Source organism: Psychrobacter proteolyticus, assembly GCF_039762275.1.
GTDB lineage: Bacteria > Pseudomonadota > Gammaproteobacteria > Pseudomonadales > Moraxellaceae > Psychrobacter > Psychrobacter proteolyticus_C.
In genome coordinates, this window is the sequence record NZ_JBDLOB010000002.1 from 301,119 (window position 1) to 319,283 (window position 18,165).

Sequence of the window (18,165 nt, forward strand, 5' to 3'; positions counted from 1 at the left end):
TTAAGCCCCCTTGCTAGCTGATTGCTGATTTTCAAGAAAGCGCAAAATATCGCTATTCCTAAACATTGGAACACCATTCACGTTGATTGGTTTTGGGAATTTATTAGCTTTCCACCAGCGTCTTAGCGTTTGGTGATGAAGTCCGATAAGTTCAGCTGTGGGCTGAATGCGTGAATAACCTTGAGGGTTTAATGGAGCAGGATGTTCGGCGTTGGTGGGTGGGGTTGATATGTTTAGCATTTTGCTAACTCCTATTTAATGCCATGTAATGGCGTTTACTTGAGTTATCAGTATGCTAAAAGCTTAGTGGGCTGCCATCCTAGTTGGGGTGAGTTCGCATCCTAAGTAGGGTGCCAGTTGATCGATTAGAAGAACATATAATTGAAAAAACCCACCGATTAATGGGTGGGTTTTAGTTTTGAAGGTACAGTAGATTTATTAGTAATCAATGCCGGCTATCGTCGCCATTTCATCAATACTCATATCTTCCCTAATTGCACACCGAAAGGCTTCGCCTATTTTGTCGTTACGATCTGCTATTTCTACGAGTATATTCAATCCAACAACACCTTGATCTTCTAAGTTTCTAGCTATCTGCTGCACATCAGCTTTCTTTGGTTTGTCCTCTTCAGTGTAGTAGCAATCTGTAAAGTCATGGCGGTAGGTACTTTCTGTAAGTATTTCGCTGTAAAAATCAATATCACTACCAGCTTCAAGTTTTTGATTATCTTGATAGGTAAGATATAGCTTAGTTATAACGCCGCTTATTACTACCAATGCCAAGCTAGTAGCAATACCAATAGCAAAAGACCTTCTAGTAATACCGCCTTTATTGTTAGGTACTATGCTGCCATCGAACAGAGCCCTAGGATCAAGAGTAGCAAAAAGTAAGTATTGAATTACTGCAAAAAAAATGAGCCATGCGCATGCACCGAATACCGCTGCAGGTAATTCATTGTAGAATGCAATATTGGCAAAAATACCACCTAATACAACTGCGAATCCAATAACCCATAGGACTTGAAGTAGTCTTACTAAAAATGACTTCAATCTATTCTCCAGTGTAGTAGTTAAAATATAGTGCCTGAAAAGCACTATAACCAAACTAAAGTGCTTTAAGCAATCTATATCTAACAAGTGATTAGAACGATGTTAATGGCGCATTATTAGCAATCTTCGTGCTTGCTACGCTGTTATTAACTTCTTGACCTGTCTTGGCACCTGCTGCTGCTGACAGCTTAGCTGCCATCTTTAGTAGATTATCCAATGCAGCTTGTTTGTGTTCGGGTAGTTTGTTAGCTGCTAGCAATAGATTTTTGCCTGCGTTGGTGGTTAGTAGCGTTTTTGCCAATGCTGCCATCCCTGCAATTTTTGCGGTCCCTATTGGGTTGGAAACAGCACCACCAACCATAGCAACATCAGTAAGTCTTACTCCTGTTGGTGGGTTCTCTTTGTACTGACCTGCTCGCTCAACGTGTCGCATGAGCTTAACTAGTCCGTCCATTTGCTTTTTATCGTCGCCCTTAAAGATATTGCTATATGGGTCACTCAATCGCTCAAATTCTTTTGCGAAATTGGCAGGACTGAAACTACCTGTACTCTCATTAGTGGCCTTATTGATAGCCTCATCTGCCATCTGATAACGCAATGCCGCTTGCCCTTTTGGGTCTAATGCTCGATAGAAGTTGTTAGCTCTATCGCCTTGACCTGTTTTAATAAATGCTTTGTAAATTTCATCGGGCTTGTTACTATCCATTGCATTGGCAATAGCCTTGTCCGCACGCTTCATTGCATTCTTATAAAACTTGTCTGCACGTTGGTAGGCTTTTTTGATACCTGCGTTACCTGAGTTAAGCGCAAAGGCTGCTATATCATCGTCGACCGCTTGTCGCAAGTCACCGATAGCTTTTGATGCCGCACCTTTTCCGCTTATCCCTAGCTCACTTGCAAGATTACCAAGTCTTGATCGCAACTGACGCATATTAGCAAAGTCTTTCGGTTTGGCTGCATCCGCTAAATTGGCTTGTATGCCTGTGAGCTCTCGAACAATAACATCATCAGGCGATAAAGATGCCGCTTGTTCATCAAGCGTTTTTATTAGTGCTGACTGCGTATTGGTAGGGGTAACAATGTCATTACCACTCGCTGCAACTGCATCATCAACCTTATCATACAGTCTTGATGCAATCTTACCCTCACGGAACGCTCGAACCTCTGCACTGGCTTGTAGTACGCGCCCTGTGTCATCACCTGCTGTTTCTACGATGTTCAGCACACGCGCTGCGTTTCTATCACCTGCGTCTGCTGCTTGTCTGATGGTTGGCAATGCCTTGTAATCAGTGTCGGCCATAACAGCTTTAAGTTTACCAGTGATTTTACGTGATGCGGCCTTCGCTTGACTGTGTTGCCCTTCTCTAAACTTGCCCATACCTACTATTGGTATGCGCTCGAGATGGGTTTCTGTGTTCTTAATAATGCCGCCGCCTTTGATATCACCCACCGACGTTTTTACATCAAACTGCTTGCCGAGGTCGTCAATCTCCTTGTAAGCTGGTGCAAGATTACCGCGTCTGGCATTAACTGCTTTTGTTACGCCCTTGCCGATTGCGCTACCGACTTTCTCACCAACACCTTGACCGATTGCACCACCTGCTGCGCCTATGCCCATATTTAGCAGTCTGTCGTCTGTGTCGTCTGCGTATTGAGCTGCACCCACTGCTGCACCTCTCACGCCTTGGTCAGCCATTCGAGCGCCAAGTGTTGCGCCTCGACCTGCTGCATAGATTGGCAATGTCGCTGCAATCTCAGTACCGCCACGCACCCAATCACCACCGCTACGACCTGCGACCGAACGCGCACCGTCAGTGGCTAAATTTGCTTGCTCATACTCTTTGTTGTAACGACCTGCTGCATTGGTATCTAGATTAGTTCCAAGTACGCTATTAGCGACTGTGTTAGCTTTGTCTGCGAACTGTTTGTTCATCTGCACGATACCTGCGCCAGCATCAGCCAAGCCCATTGCAGCACTTGTCCCATACGAGCTTAGTTTGTCACCTATTGACGCGTTTTGGCTTGACGTTCCAACCTCACGACTGTTAGGTGCTCGACCTGCATCGATGCCAAAGAATTTACCCGCGTCCTCTAGTGGTGTGGCTGAGCCGTCATCGACATAACTGTCAACAAGAGCTTGCATGTTTTTACCTAGGCCATCTTTGCGCTTTAGCAACTTAATCATAATCTCTTGACCACCCATGCCTTTTTTCTCATAAGCTCTGATTAGATTTATGACTAGTTCTTTTTTGATCGCCGCCATGTTTGAACCTCTCTTAATGTTGTTAGCTCAAGTTTTCAGATTGAAACTAACGTTGATTGAGGTTATCAGTATGGCTCAAGCCTGTATTATGGGCATCCTAACTAGGGTGAAGCTATGCCCTAATTGGGATGCAAGTTTATGCCTAGTTATTCACTTGGCATTAAAAAAGCCACACTTATTAAAGTATGGCCGCTTTATTGTTGGCAGTGTAGTGTCAGTGGCTTAACCTTGTTTGTCCAACTATTAAACCTGCGATAAATCCCTCAGCACGTGCTATATGTTGTACAGCGGTATGCGAGCTTACTTTGTTAACGCTATCCTTACCATACTTGAGCGGCGTTAGGTAATACTCTGCTATGCCATTGGTACTCATACGGTCAATATATTTTAGCTTTAAAATCTTGCCTTCTAAGGGTTTACATTCGCATAGAATGGTTACTAGTCTTTCTACTTTTAGTGCTTCGTCATCAGTGAGAAACATAGCGGAACGTATTTTGCTTTTCTCTACAACATGTCCACGCATTAGACTAGCCATCGGACTTGAATACCCTAAACCGTTGCCTTCTGCCAACACCCAGTTACCCCATGCTGTCAGCAATTCCTGCACTTCTACGCCGAAATCAATCATACAAAGATCCAAAAAAATACGGATGTAAAATTAGTTTGCTCATTGCTTCACATCTTAATAACTGATGAGTCGCTCCAGTATGTACAGCAACTAGAATCATGACACACTAACGTGGGTTCGAACTTCTCTTGAGGTTATGCGGTTTTTTTCTTTCATTGGCCAGCGCCTCTTTTGCTACCCCAAAGCGATTTTCTAAAGATGTTTTACCTTGACGGAATATTGCTTCTTCAGTAGCTAACCCAATGATGGCAGCTTCGCTAGGAAATGCTGGTTTGTCTTCTGTTCCTTTTGGCGCTTTCATTATCTCCAATAATATACCTATAGTTGTCTGATAACTTGCGGCAGTATTGTCATCCAGCTCAACCGTAGCATCCATAAGCTGCTTCTTGATTTTATCAAATTCCTTATTTAAGCTTTCATGCTTCTTCTTAAGCACTTCATATTTTTCCGTAAACTCATCATGGTCTACTTTTGGTGTTTTTGGCAAGCTAGAATCTATAACAGGTAATTGAACATCTACCAAAGGTTTTGCTGGCTCAATTCTTAACCAGTCATTGAAACCCTTAAGAACATAACCAATCCTGAAGAGATATTTCTGTAAATCTTCAGATGTAATAAGATCATCATCGAAACTGACCTCGTTGTTATCTATAGCTAACTCAAACATCAGTTTATAGCTAATATAATCAGCGAATACTTCCGCGAATAAACTTTCGCCTTCATGCTCATCTATAAGGCGCACTTCTATACCAGCAAGTAAGCAAGCCGCGGTTTTAATATCAAACCTTTCTAACTTGAAGTAATTTAACTGCCATGCATTAGGCTCTTCAGGTTTATCTATAGGCTTTCGATAAATAAAATGTATCTCATTCTCATCATATTTTCTTACCTTGTCCCTAACTACTCTAGCTGCTTCAGCAGTCAGTTCTAGCTTTAGTTTTTTGATACACCCTATGGACTCTAACTCTTCATAGGAGTAATAGAAGTCCCCTTTTAAATCATTTATTAAGCGGAGTGAAATACTCTTACTAAGAATTACCTTTGAGTGGCAATTCTCTAAAAAATTTCTAGTATTAACATCATAATCATGAGATTGGCTATGTTCAACTCGAGTGACACGCGAATATTTATCCATTAAATAAGACGATACTTCTTTATCAAAATTATTTAAGACAAGGTAGGAAGCTATATCATCTATATAATCTTTTGTAGTGCTAGCAGCTAGATTTATAAAATCAACTGCGAGAATATATTTTTTCCCTTGAAATACTTCATCATCTAATACGCTCATATCACACCCCTACACCCTTAAGCAAAAATAGGAGCAAGGCAGTGACAGCATAAGGGTGTGAATAGCTGCCGTTCGGGTAATTAGTCCTAGCCTTGCAAAGTGTTTAGCTGAGCATTAACCCAGCTTTTGTGCTTGTTGTTTAAAGCTAGTGTGAATGACGTTGTCAATCTTGCCAGCCTTAATATTATCTAAATAGTTTGCCCATTCAGTCATCATGCGCGTTCGTTCAGGTACGGCTTGCATACGGTTATACGCTTTGCCGTACTTGTTAAGCATTTGGTGCCCTAGCTGTATCTCTGTCAGTAGCTCGTCATAACCTAGTCTTTCCATCAGCATGGTTTTTGCGCTGGCACGGAATCCATGGGGCGTGTGCACTTCTTTGTAACCTCTACCCTCGTAGTTGGCACCAATGCCACCGCTATTCATAGATGGATCGTTTAATACTTTATTGATTGCTTGCGGATCATGATATTGGCCTTTCTTACGGTTGCCGTTATAGAAAACATACTCATAGCCACCCGTTAGTGACTGCATTTGCTCTATGACTGCTATTGCTTGCGGCGCCAGTGGTACAACCAAACTCTCCACCATGTCCTCACGCCTCTGTCCTTTTTGAGGTGTAAAAACCCATTGCTTAGCGTTCAGGTCAATATCTGCCCATCGCATCGCGCATATATCACCTACACGGGCAAAGGTCAGCGTTAATAACTTGAGTATTGTTTTGTTATAGGCATGCTTATCACTCAGCTGATCGATATCTCTTAGTAAGACAGCAAAGTCCTTGGGGTCTGTCAGTGACGCATGGTGCTTGGTGCGTGTGGCCTTCAATGCTTTGGCACCTGAAAGTTGGGTCACGGGGTTATACTCAATAAAGCCCTTTAGTACGGCATGGGCAAAGATACGCTGCCCCATATGCTTAACACGGTTACCTTTATGCACATGAGTTTTCTGTATGTCGCGGCATAAGGCTAGCACTTGCTGGCTTGTGATCTCACTAACGGGGAATTTACCGAACGCTGTTACCAACGGTTTTAGGTAGCTGTTGATGTTTGTTAAGGTACTGGGTGCTGGTTGGTGGTCAGGGTTGCTGGTTTGCTCATATAGCCAGTCATCAGCTACGGCTTGGAAGGTGTTATTGATAGCAGTGGCTTGTTTGGTTCGTTCATTATCGCGCTGCGAGATTGGGTCCATCCTATTGGCAAGCATGCTCATATTGTCGTTGTGCATTCGTCTTGCCTGCTCAAGTGACAATGCGGGGTATTGTCCGAGCGTCATCTCCTTGCGTTTGCCAGTCATTGGGTGCGTGTAGCGGTGCTGAAACTCGATACAACCACCCCTCATACGTAGCCTTAAACCTTGATACCCACCAATAGTGTGATAGACACGCTTTTGCCCTTGCGCTTCTTTGATAGCTTTCTTTATTTGAGTATCAGTTGTTAACGCTGCCATTATTACACGCCTTTACTATCTATATAGATGAGAACTTGACCACCACTTTGACCACCAATAATGTAACTAAATGGTGGTCAGTTGTGATAACACTAGATAATAGATATTAGCATGTAACCCATATAATACATAGGGTTTTGATAACATTAGAGAATGTCTGATAATGCCGAAAGCACCCCCTCTGTGGGCCTTTTTTTGCTTACATTTTGCTAAATATCGAGTTTTTATACTTCCCAAATATCGCTTAAACACTAGCTTTAAAATAAGCCTCAGTTTTAAACAATGTAAAATAATGAGCATGGATATCACGCTTACTGCGTTTGCATGATTGCCTTAACGGTTTGCTGCGCCACCCGATAGCAGCTCTCAATATTACCTTTTGCACACCAGTCTCCACTGACGATCCATTGCTTGGTTGCATCGATTAAGATGCCTAGCTCTTCAGTATCCTGATTTACGATAGTAGCTGCATAGCGCCAACGATGACAATCTGTCTGGCTAGGTGCGCTGTCTTCATTCCAATTTAATGCTTGTTTTGCCACCTGTAATAATAGTTCTTTGACTATCTCTATATCATCATCGACGTGGGCTTCTGACCAGTCATTACGTGCATGAATGGTGACACTTGGTAGTAGTTCACCATGAGCAGGTTTTTGATGCTCAATAAATATCCTATCAAGAATAGCGCTATTTAAATAAGCAACATCCCATTGCGGTGCTAGCTGACCCTTTAATGTCTCAGGTAGCTTTTGTACATCATCCCAGCCAAGCATTAGCGTATAGCAGGCTTGCATTTGCGGCTTAGTAATTTTGTCTTGTTGACTAAAGCCGCTATCCGCCATCAGCTCTACCGCCTGACCATTTGGCGCTGTGCAGATCACCCAATCAAAACAACCGAGACTGGCTCCAGTTTCGTCAAGTAGCTCAGTTTTCTTGCTGTTTTGATTAAAAGTTTGATGCTGAAACTGCTGCGGGTTTTGATGGTGCAAATACTGAGTGAGCGGTGCGACACGGGTCTTAAATACTATGGTCGTGTGATTAAGCGCAGCGGCCAATTCACGGCCCCAACTGGTCATTTTCGGTGTGCTGATGTAACGGGCATGCACAGCGTCCCATTGCTCTTTGCTTTGGATATTAGGCGACTGCTCATTGTCATCTGCCGGGGTTAACTCAATCACTTCAGCACACCACGGCTTCAGCAACCCTGTATCTAACCAAGGCGCGATAAACTGTTGAAAATCAGCAGTTTTCGCAGTAAAAAACTGTGCACCGAATGACCATTGCCAGTTTTTATCAGTTTTACTATCGCTGCGATAGCGGGTCGCTAAACGGCCTACACTGCGTGATTTTTCAAAGATAGTGATTTGCGGGGTGTTAGATGACGATCCTGTCTGGTTTGAAGCACGCTCTAATAGTGTTGCGATAAGCAATCCCGTTAGGCCGCCACCGATGATGGCGATTTTTGGGGCAGATAGAACAGTTGAGCACGAAGCATGATCAGTCATGATGACAATAGACCTTATAAAGTATTTATGAGTCGCTACTATATTAAGTATCTAACCTAGTAAGTACCGAGTGTCTCACCAATTAATATAGTAATAATATTGTTTTATTAGCATTATTGAACCTTCAAAATGCGCCAATATCAATATCGTATACGTAAAAAAGCCATGCTATTCTCGATAACATGGCTTTTATTTAGCTTTAATATATGAATATTAATGGCTAGTATTGAATCACTATCCTTAATACTGCAGGTTTGTTATCAGGCTGACTTACTCTCCACGGCCCGCTTTGACTTCTTCAACCAAGTCATTAATCACTGAGCTATCGGCAAGCGTAGACAGGTCGCCTAGTCCTACATATTGACCTGCTGCAAGATTACGCAAGATACGGCGCATGATTTTTCCTGAGCGCGTTTTTGGCAATGCATCAACCATATAGATGGCATCTAAAGTCGCAATTGGTCCAATCTCAGCACGCACATGGCGTTTTAATTCTGCTTTTAGATCGTCAGTTTTTTCTTCACCCGACTTTAGAATGATAAATGCACAGATACCTGTACCGCGTATCTCATGCGGCATACCGACAATCGCAGCTTCAGCAGTTGCAGGATGCGCAACCACGGCGCTTTCAATCTCTGCTGTGCCCAAGCGATGCCCTGCCACGTTGAGTACATCGTCAACACGACCAGTAATCCAGTAATGCCCATCTTCATCACGCTGAGCACCATCACCTGTGAAATAATGACCTGGATAATCGCTAAAGTAAGTCTTTAAGAAACGTGGATGGTCATTGTAGATGGTACGCATCTGCCCTGGCCAGCCGCTACTGATCACCAAATTGCCTTCTGCAGGGCCTTCTAAAATCGCACCATCGCCATCAACAATTTCTGGTTTGACACCATATAGTGGTGTCATGGCCGCGCCCGGTTTGAGATCGACCGTACCTGGTATTGGTGCCATTAAGATGCCGCCTGTCTCGGTCTGCCACCATGTATCAACGATAGGACATTTACCATCACCGACGACATTGTAGTACCAGTCCCACGCTTCTGGATTGATCGGCTCACCGACCGACCCTAGCAGACGCAAACTAGAACGATCCGATTCTCGAACAAAAGCATCGCCCTCTTTCATCATCGCGCGAATGGCTGTCGGTGCAGTGTATAAAATAGTCACGTCATGCTTATCGATAATATGACCGATGCGCGCCCATGTTGGATGCTCTGGCACACCTTCGAACATTACCGTTGTCGTACCATTGGCCAATGGTGCATATGTTGAATACGTGTGCCCAGTAATCCAGCCCACATCTGCCGTACACCAGTAGACGTCATCTTCTTTGATATCAAAAACATCACGGAACGTTGAAATAGCATAGGTAATATAGCCGCCTGTAGTATGCACGACACCTTTTGGCTTACCAGTAGAGCCAGACGTATATAATAAGAATAGCGGGTCTTCGGCGTTCATGACTTCAGGCTCGCAGATCTCTGATTGACCATCGACCAAATTATGATACCAAACATCACGGCGGCCACTCATCGGTATAGAGTTACCCGTACGATGAACGACGATGACTTTTTCGACACTCTCAGTGCCATCCATGTCGAGTGCGTGATCGACATTGGCTTTGAGCGGTGTGTGCTTGCCGCCACGTAAACCCTCATCAGCGGTAATAACAACTTTTGAGCGACTGTCTATCAAGCGATTGCCCAGACTCTCGGCAGAAAAACCACCAAACACCACTGAATGCACCGCACCGATACGCGCACATGCCAGCATCGCTACCATAGCTTCCGGTATCATCGGCATATATAGCGTTACGCGGTCACCTTTTACAACGCCAAGCTTGCGCAATGAATTACCCAAGCGGCAGACAGCTTCATGCAACTCTTTAAAAGAAATGATTTTGTGCAATGAAGGGTGATCACCCTCCCAAATGATAGCAGGCTTGTATGGGTTTTCTTCGAGGTGACGGTCGAGACAGTTGACTGAAATGTTTAGCTCACCATCTTCAAACCATTTGATGCGAAAATCATCTAAGTCATAATTGACGTTACTGACCTTGGTTGGTTTTTTTATCCAGTCGATTAGCTCAGCACGCTTCGCCCAAAAAGCATCAATTGCTTCGGCTGATTCGATAGATTGCTGGTAGTCTGTAAGGTACTTATCAGGTGTGGTATTGGCAGCAGCCATAAACTCGGCTGAGATAGGAAATGATTTCTGAGTCATAGTATTGGGTCCCTTTTAATTATTATGACCTACACGGATAAACGTCTATGACGCGCCCCATGTAAGCGATAAGAGTCATCTTCCATAATGTGTGACACTCATCGTTAGTTTGACAAATAAGCGTGACGGTTGCAAGACATCAAAAGCCAAACATAACAATTTCACTGTACATCTGTATGTTTAGGCACAAATAATCTAGTCGCTATAAGGAAATTGACTCATTATTCCAGTCAATTTTTATTATCTATGACTTATGGCTTATTTTGTATTAAGAAGGAGCTTGCACTTATAAATAATCGTAAAACAATTAAAATATAAAATAAAATTATTACTAAACCCAAAGCGTATAAACGATACAAGCCATACTTATGTATGGCTTGCTGCTATCGAAAATTCACTAAACATCTAGGATGTATTATTTAAGCTGCGTTACTGTTTTCCATTGACCATTTTGTACTTGCGACAAATAGATATCATTAATCGCGACATGGCTCTCAGGCGTGATGGCAACCGTAGATCCTGTAACGCCATCGACAAAGCTGACGGTCTCTAGACCCTTGTTGAAAGTGTCGGCATTTAAGTCAGGACCTGCTGCGGTTAGACCATCAACGGTCACTTTAGCGGCTAGATAACCAAGAATAGCACCTGCTGATACTTCCTCTCCTGTTGCTTTTTCGAACTTCTCAACCCAAGCTTTAGTCTCAGGTTCATTCGCTCTTAGTGCCAAATCATTATAGTAAGACACAGAATATAAGCCTTCACTTGCGCCGCCTGGTGCAGCTGCAACTGCAGGATGGAAACCAGTTACAGGAGCGATAAACTTCACATCACTCCAGCCCATAGCATTTGCCGTACCAACCGCTGTAATAGCACCGCGAATGGTTAGAGATAAAGCAATAAGCTCACATTTAGCGTCTTTTAACTTGGCCATTGCCCCAGCAAAGTCTGTTTCATCAGGACGATGTGAGCTGGACTGAACTAAAGTGACGTTAGGATTGTTATCGCTGATATCCTTAGCCGCCTCATTGGTCTCTTCACCATAATCTGATGGGATATACATGACACATAAATTACTAACTTTGTTTTCGGCAATAAGGTACTCCATACCTAGCTTTATTGAATCATAATAGGTACTACCAGCGGTATAACGACGATTGAAATCCCCTTCCTCTTGCATCGCCCGAGCAAAAGTGAGCGGCATGATACTAGGAACGTTGGCACGATCCATAATAGGGAAGCTCGCTAAGTTGTGCGGTGTGCCTAGCGACATCAGCATGGCAAACACTTTATCGCGGCTGACCAGTTTGTTCGCAGACTGTACGGCCTTTGGTACTTGATAAGAATGGTCCTCGACAATGTAACGAATCTTTCGACCATTGACACCGCCTGCCGCATTCACCTCATCAAAATACATATTGGCTGCGGCGACGGCAGGATTACCAAATCCAGCGAACGGCCCAGATAAATCATTCGCACCGCCTAAGATAATCTCAGTATCGGTCACGCCTTGTACTGGCATATCACTTGTAGAAGTAGATGTAGCAGCCTCAGTATCAGTGCCCGTCGCTGCGGTCGTTTCTGGATCACTACACCCTACTAAACCCATCGTACCGACCGTGAGTGCTAGTAGCGTGGTCTTGAATGTCCATTTCATTGCCTTTCTCCTTGCGACTCAGTCGCTGTTAGTTTGATGCTCTTGAGATTAATACTTTCGAGGTTGAGACGATTTCAAAAAAGCTGAACGGTACTAAGCTAAACTGTGATAAAGAGCTAGATCAGTACATGGAGTCGATGAGAGCGTGATGCTTTTTCTCAACCAAGTTTCTTTTCAGTTTCATCGTCGCGGTCAATTCATCATCTTCAGGACTGAGCAGCACATCTATAAGCCTGAATTGCTTTATGGTTTCTACCTGAGCTAGGGTCTCATTAGCAGACTGTACGACCTCATCTATCAAGGCGATGACTTCTGGCGCGTGACACAACGAGCGAAAATCAGAAAACATCACTTGATTGTCTTGTGCATATTTTTCGACGTTTTCTTGATCTATCATGATCAGACAAGTCAAATACTTCCGCTTATCGCCAATGACGACCGCGTCTGAGATATAAGGTGAAAATTTAAGTTTGCTTTCAATCGCAGCTGGTGTGACGTTTTTGCCGCCTGCGGTGATAATAATGTCCTTGATACGACCTGTGATAAATATATAACCATCTCTTATCTCGCCGACATCGCCCGTATGTAGCCAGCCATCACGTAAGTCCTCAGCGGTTTTTTCTGGCTTATTCCAGTAGCCTGCAAACACGTTAGCCCCTTTTACGAGTATCTCCCCATTGTCGGCGATACGGACTTCAGAGTCTGGTAGTGCCTTACCTACGCTGCCGGCCATCTGCGCTTCAGGCGTATTGACCGATATCACGCCCGCACTTTCGGTCATGCCATAGCCTTCATAGATAGGCACCCCTATCGCATGAAACCAGCGGATAATATCTAGCGAGATGGGCGCGGCACCAGTAGTGGCACGGCGAATATTACTCATACCTATTAGGTCACGAATTTTATATAGCACCAGTTGGTTCCAAAACTCGTAACGCAGTCGTTGACCTGTCGTGGGCGTATTGCCTGCCATCACGATATCAGCATAGTCATGACCTGCTTTTATGGCTTGATCAAATGCCCAGCCATTGAGTGCACTGGCGTCGCTACGCATATTACTGATGGAGGCGTACATTTTTTCCCACAGTCTGGGCACAGCGGTAAAGGTATCAGGTGAGACTTCTTTCATATTCTCAAATACCGTCTCTGTACTCTCGGCAAAGTTAACGATACAGCCTCGATGGATAGGCAGATCTACTGACGTTAAACGTTCGAGTACATGGCATAAAGGCAGAAAACACAGCTGCTCATCAGTGGGCAATATAGGGAGGATATCTATACTTGTTTTTAGCTCAAAGAGGACATTGGCGTGCGTTAAAATCGCACCTTTTGGGTTACCTGTCGTGCCAGAGGTATAGATTAAAGTACGTATGTCATTAGGCGTACCTTGATCAATATAATCGCTAAAACGCTCTCTTGCGTTATCAACACTTCGACCAATCGTATATAGCTCATCGAGGAAAACAACCTGATCATCCTCTAGGCTACGCAAGCCTTTACGGTCAAGGACAATGACTTTTTTGACATTAGGCGTCTGTTCACGAATCTCTAAAAACTTATGCAATTGCTCATCGTTTTCTACAATCAGAAACTTTGAGTGGCTGTCATTTAGGATATAAGCAAGCTGCTCGGGACTGTCTGTCGTATAGACACCATTGGGTATCCCGCCTACGCCGCAGACACCCATATCAAAATAAAGCCATTCTTTATTGTCTTCACTCAAGATAGAGACAGTATCGCCTTTACTCAGGCCAAGCTCGACGAGTGCCATGCTGATATCGCAGCTATGATGATAATAGTCTAGCCAACTATAACTCTGCCAGATACCAAAGCTCTTTTCGCGATGCGCAATCCTATCACCTCGGCTCAAGCAAACCTGTCGCCAAAGTTTGCTCAGCGTATCGCACCCTTCTAGGATTTGGGGTGGATGATCGAAAGGCGCATTGTGTATCTGTTGACCAGTCTTGTCAGCATGATTTTCAGAATGGTCTTTAGACGATACTGGCGCGGCAGCTGTGACCTCCGTGATCGTAGTATCCATAGCATCCTCAGGAGAAAGTGAAGTATTGTTTTCAGTATTAACATCAATATCAATGGAGGTCGTCATGATTATTATCGCCAAGTCTTTTTGCGTTTCCACCGAGTGGCTTCCGCAGTGTTATCTTTGGTTTGTCCCAAATAGAACTCTTTAATATCATCAGAGTGCATGAGTTTGTCCGCTGAGCCTGCCATGACAATACGCCCTGTTTCTAACACATAACCGTAATCCGCTGCTGCCAAAGCAACTCTTGCGTTTTGTTCAACCAGTAGAATCGTCACGCCTTGCTCTTTATTTAATCGTCGAATAATGGCAAATATCTCTTGTACCAATAATGGAGACAGTCCAAGAGACGGCTCATCGAGTAGCATAAGAGAGGGTCGTGACATTAGCCCGCGACCGATAGCGAGCATTTGCTGCTGACCACCAGACATCGTGCCCGCTGCTTGTGTACGGCGATCTTTTAGAATAGGAAAATACTCATATATCATCTCGACATCACGCTGTATCTCAGACTTGTCACGCCGAGTATAAGCGCCCATCGCTAAGTTTTCGGCGACATTCAAAAAGGGAAACACCTCGCGTCCCTCGGGCACGTGTGACAGTCCTTTTTTGACCAAACGATCAGGCTCAGTGCCATCGATGCGTTCACCATGGAACCACACTGCGCCCTTGCGAGGATTGATAACTCCCGAGATGGTTTTCATTAGCGTCGTCTTGCCCGCACCATTCGCGCCCAAAATCGTGACCACTTTACCTTCGGGCACCTCTAGACTCACGCCTCTCAATGCCATCACTGGACCATAAGCGGATTCTAGATTTCGCACTTCAAGTACGTTGTTCTTTACTTCAGAGTCGACCAAATTCATTTCAGTAGCCGGTGCGGCAGAGGATAGTGATTTTTTAATAGCTGACATTACACACTCTCCTGTCCAAGATAGGCTTCAATAACCTGTGGATTGGCTTGCACCTCAGCTGCCGTGCCCTGAGCCAAAAACTTACCTTCAGCGACGGCCAATACTCGATCTGACACCCGATTTACAAGACTCATGTCATGCTCTACCATCAAGATAGTCAAGCCAAGATCTTTTTGCATATCTTCGATCCACCATGCCATCTCGGACGTCTCCTCTACGCTGAGACCAGAGGCCGGCTCATCGAGCAAAATAAGCTTTGGGTTAGCCGCTAATGCGCGAGCAATCTCGACCACTTTTCTAATACCATAAGGCAGACCTGCTATCAGCTTATCTCGATAAGGCGCTAACTCTAAAAAATCTATAATTTTTTCAACTTGCAAACGATGCTCACGCTCGCTACGGCGGACCTTTGGCAAAAACAATAAGTCCTGTATCCATGACGTATTACGCTGTGAATGTCGACCGATAAGCAGGTTTTGAAGCACGCTTGAGTGATCAAATAACTCAATGTTTTGAAACGTACGGGCAATACCCAATTTTGCGATATCGTGAGCAGGTAGCTTGGTAATATCAGTACCATCAAAGGTAATACGACCACTAAGCGGCTCGTACAAGCGACTGATTAAGTTAAAAATCGTTGATTTACCAGCCCCATTAGGTCCTACGATAGTAAATACCTCGCCCTCGTTTACCTCAAAACTAATATCATCAACGGCTTTTACACCGCCAAATGCGATAGATAAAGAGTCAACTTTTAATAAGCTCATCGCATACGCTCCGTTTTAAGATAAGTTTTAGAACGGCGAAACAGTCCTTTTCGATATAACGGAAACATCTGAAACCAAGTCCGTATCTTTATCCAAATACCGTATATACCGCGTGGCTCATAGATGATCATGATGACAATGACTAAGGCAAACAGCGCCGTATCAATACCAGGAATACTGGTGATACTAGAGCCCGCACCTTGACCAACCATATCGCCTAAGATAGCAATCACTTGTGGCAATAAGACAACGACGACAGCACCAAAAAACGCACCATGTATGGAGCCCAAACCGCCGATGACGATTTGCAGCAGGATGGTGATAGAGATGATAACGGTGAAACTCTCATAATTGACCGCTTGCACAAAATGTCCGTACATAGCGCCGCCAACAGCGGTAATCGCGCAAGATATGCTGAACGCTAGTGTTTTGGCTTGCGGTACATTGACGCCAAGCGCGCGGGCGGATACTTCGCTGTCTCTGATGGCTAAGAATGATCGTCCTGTGCCACTTCTGAGTAAGTTGATATACCCTAAGGTAACTAGCACCACGAGCGCGAGGCATAAGTAATAAAATGCTTTTGGCGTGATATAACGATCGATGGTGTAGCCAAAGAGGTTAATGGGAGAAGCAAAGGTACCAGAGATGCCGCCAGTAATAGGCTCAGCCACGATAGCGATGTCCTCGACGATAATACTAAGCGCTAAGGTTGCGATGGCTAAATAGATACCACTAGTTCGTAGGATAGGTCTGGCAATGATAGCGCCGATAACCCCAGTGATGAGTGCGCAGGCAATCAAAGCAGGGAAAAAATTCCACCCTCGAGCCATCAGTGCCATATGGCTAAATGCCCCTATCGCCATAAAGGCGGCATGACCTAAGCTGACCTGTCCGGTGTGCCCGGTCAAGAGCATCAGACCCAATCCAGAGATAGACCAAATCAATATGGCGCTAAGCTCACTGATGTAATAGTTGCTCAACAACCAAGGCGCCATTAGTAGTAGCAAGAGAAGCACGCCATACTTTATGAGTTGGCTTTTGTCATCGAAGATATTGATATCTTGATCATAGCTGTGTTTAAACTGAGCTTTCATGGGCAGTACTCATCCTTGAAAAGATTTGGAGGCCGCTTTGTCATCCTTGAATCAAAGCTGCCTTGGATCAAAGCTTCTATACTTTTTTCTGTTTGACCTGAGAAAAAATACCGCCCGGACGTACGATTAGTACGATTAGCATAACCACATAAGGCGCAATTTGACTAAGACCTAGCGGTAGATAACGCCCAGCAAAGGGCTCTATCACCCCTACTAGCAACCCGCCTGCCAGCGCACCGGGCAAGGAGCCTAAGCCACCGATTACCGCAGCGGCGAAGGCCTTGATACCGAATAGTAATCCGACAGAGGGCTCGATAGCACCTTTGGCCGCAAATAGTATGCCGGCAAGTGCGGCAACCACCCCTGACAATGCCCAAACGATACCGTTGACCCGCTTGACAGGAATACCCATATAGTAGGCTGCCATTTGGTTTTGACTACTGGCTTGCATCGCAATACCAAGCCGTGTGTGGGCAAAAAAGAAGTATAAAATAGAGGTTAATGCGATAGTAGATATGATGATAATGATGTCAACATAAGCGATACTTAGCGAGCCTAATGCCAACATCTTGCCTGAAAACGGCGTCTGTAGTGAGACTGGGCTATGTCCCCAGATGACACCAGCGACGAAGCGCATTAGGAAACCAAGCGAGATGGTAAGGATAACCATCGCAAATTGCGGCTGACCAAAAATACCACGTAGGATAAAGCGATCAAGTAAGTAGCCAAATGCACCCATGATGACAGAAGCAAAGGTGATGCCTAATAAGAAAGGAAGATTTGCCTGATCGGCATTGATGAAAGATATGCCTAAAAAGGCACCGAGCATAAGCATGTCGCCTTGGGCGAAATTGACCGCTTCTGAGGCTTTGTAAATGAGTACAAAACCCAGCGCTAACAGCCCATATATACAACCATTAGCAATCCCGCTAATGAGCAGTTGTAGGATATCCATAAAGTCCCTTTTGTCTTAACATTATCATCCGTGACAATGTTTGAATAAGCGGTTCAATCGACTGACTTTTTCATCAACTACTTGTAAAGAAATTCATTTTCTTCATATCAAAACGACTAGCGTTTTAGTAAGTAATCAACATGGCAGCAGTAGTAGCGAATAATATTCATGTATTCACATTATACCAACTACGAATTATTGTCTATAGAAAAATCAAAGTTATTCAATGATTTATAGCAAGCGACAAAAGCTATTTATATTACTCACCTAAAAACATCGCCATTATTGGCATGGTATAATTAGCTACTTTATATCGTCTATC

The 18,165-nt window shown here is 44.2% G+C and carries 14 protein-coding genes; all 14 read right to left on the reverse strand.

What is annotated here, in order from left to right:
• The 14 genes from ABFV72_RS04310 to ABFV72_RS04375 all read right to left on the reverse strand — a co-directional run bounded on the left by ABFV72_RS04310 (position 1) and on the right by ABFV72_RS04375 (position 17,843).
• On the reverse strand, positions 1 to 240 hold the full coding sequence (locus ABFV72_RS04310; RefSeq protein ID WP_347162570.1) for a helix-turn-helix transcriptional regulator: 240 nt from the start codon (positions 238 to 240) through the stop codon (positions 1 to 3).
• Between the two features lie 198 nt (positions 241 to 438).
• Positions 439 to 1,050 (reverse strand): hypothetical protein, encoded by a 612-nt coding sequence (locus ABFV72_RS04315; RefSeq protein WP_347162571.1) that lies wholly within the window; start codon positions 1,048 to 1,050, stop codon positions 439 to 441.
• 91 nt (positions 1,051 to 1,141) lie between these two features.
• Positions 1,142 to 3,313: a hypothetical protein gene (locus ABFV72_RS04320; RefSeq protein ID WP_347162572.1), complete on the reverse strand. Its 2,172-nt coding sequence runs from the start codon at positions 3,311 to 3,313 to the stop codon at positions 1,142 to 1,144.
• Between the two features lie 214 nt (positions 3,314 to 3,527).
• Positions 3,528 to 3,941 carry an antiterminator Q family protein gene (locus ABFV72_RS04325; RefSeq protein ID WP_347162573.1) on the reverse strand — a complete coding sequence of 138 codons (414 nt, stop codon included), beginning with the start codon at positions 3,939 to 3,941 and terminating at the stop codon, positions 3,528 to 3,530.
• A 106-nt stretch (positions 3,942 to 4,047) separates the two neighbouring features.
• Complete coding sequence (locus ABFV72_RS04330; protein ID WP_347162574.1) at positions 4,048 to 5,232, reverse strand: hypothetical protein; 1,185 nt, start codon at positions 5,230 to 5,232, stop codon at positions 4,048 to 4,050.
• 114 nt (positions 5,233 to 5,346) lie between these two features.
• Entirely contained in the window at positions 5,347 to 6,681 is a 1,335-nt protein-coding gene (locus ABFV72_RS04335; RefSeq protein WP_347162575.1) for a tyrosine-type recombinase/integrase, read from the reverse strand.
• 311 nt (positions 6,682 to 6,992) lie between these two features.
• The gene (locus ABFV72_RS04340; protein ID WP_347162576.1) at positions 6,993 to 8,186 is read right to left on the reverse strand and encodes an NAD(P)/FAD-dependent oxidoreductase; all 1,194 of its coding nucleotides are present in this window, start codon (positions 8,184 to 8,186) and stop codon (positions 6,993 to 6,995) included.
• A gap of 270 nt (positions 8,187 to 8,456) precedes the next feature.
• On the reverse strand, positions 8,457 to 10,418 hold the full coding sequence (acs, locus tag ABFV72_RS04345; RefSeq protein ID WP_347162577.1) for an acetate--CoA ligase: 1,962 nt from the start codon (positions 10,416 to 10,418) through the stop codon (positions 8,457 to 8,459).
• Positions 10,419 to 10,833: 415 nt separating this feature from the next.
• The gene (locus tag ABFV72_RS04350) at positions 10,834 to 12,072 is read right to left on the reverse strand and encodes an ABC transporter substrate-binding protein (protein WP_057758082.1); all 1,239 of its coding nucleotides are present in this window, start codon (positions 12,070 to 12,072) and stop codon (positions 10,834 to 10,836) included.
• Between the two features lie 121 nt (positions 12,073 to 12,193).
• On the reverse strand, positions 12,194 to 14,179 hold the full coding sequence (locus tag ABFV72_RS04355) for an AMP-dependent synthetase/ligase (RefSeq protein WP_347162578.1): 1,986 nt from the start codon (positions 14,177 to 14,179) through the stop codon (positions 12,194 to 12,196).
• A gap of 5 nt (positions 14,180 to 14,184) precedes the next feature.
• Positions 14,185 to 15,027 carry an ABC transporter ATP-binding protein gene (locus ABFV72_RS04360; RefSeq protein ID WP_010196012.1) on the reverse strand — a complete coding sequence of 281 codons (843 nt, stop codon included), beginning with the start codon at positions 15,025 to 15,027 and terminating at the stop codon, positions 14,185 to 14,187.
• Positions 15,027 to 15,794, reverse strand: coding sequence for an ABC transporter ATP-binding protein (locus ABFV72_RS04365; RefSeq protein ID WP_296209273.1), 768 nt, complete (start codon positions 15,792 to 15,794; stop codon positions 15,027 to 15,029). The genes ABFV72_RS04360 and ABFV72_RS04365 overlap by 1 nt, the downstream gene beginning before the upstream one ends.
• A complete protein-coding gene (locus ABFV72_RS04370) occupies positions 15,791 to 16,888 on the reverse strand; it encodes a branched-chain amino acid ABC transporter permease (RefSeq protein ID WP_201548966.1) in 1,098 nt (365 codons plus the stop codon). The genes ABFV72_RS04365 and ABFV72_RS04370 overlap by 4 nt, the downstream gene beginning before the upstream one ends.
• Positions 16,889 to 16,964: 76 nt before the next feature.
• Entirely contained in the window at positions 16,965 to 17,843 is an 879-nt protein-coding gene (locus tag ABFV72_RS04375) for a branched-chain amino acid ABC transporter permease (protein ID WP_347162579.1), read from the reverse strand.
• Between the last annotated feature and the right edge of the window lie 322 nt (positions 17,844 to 18,165).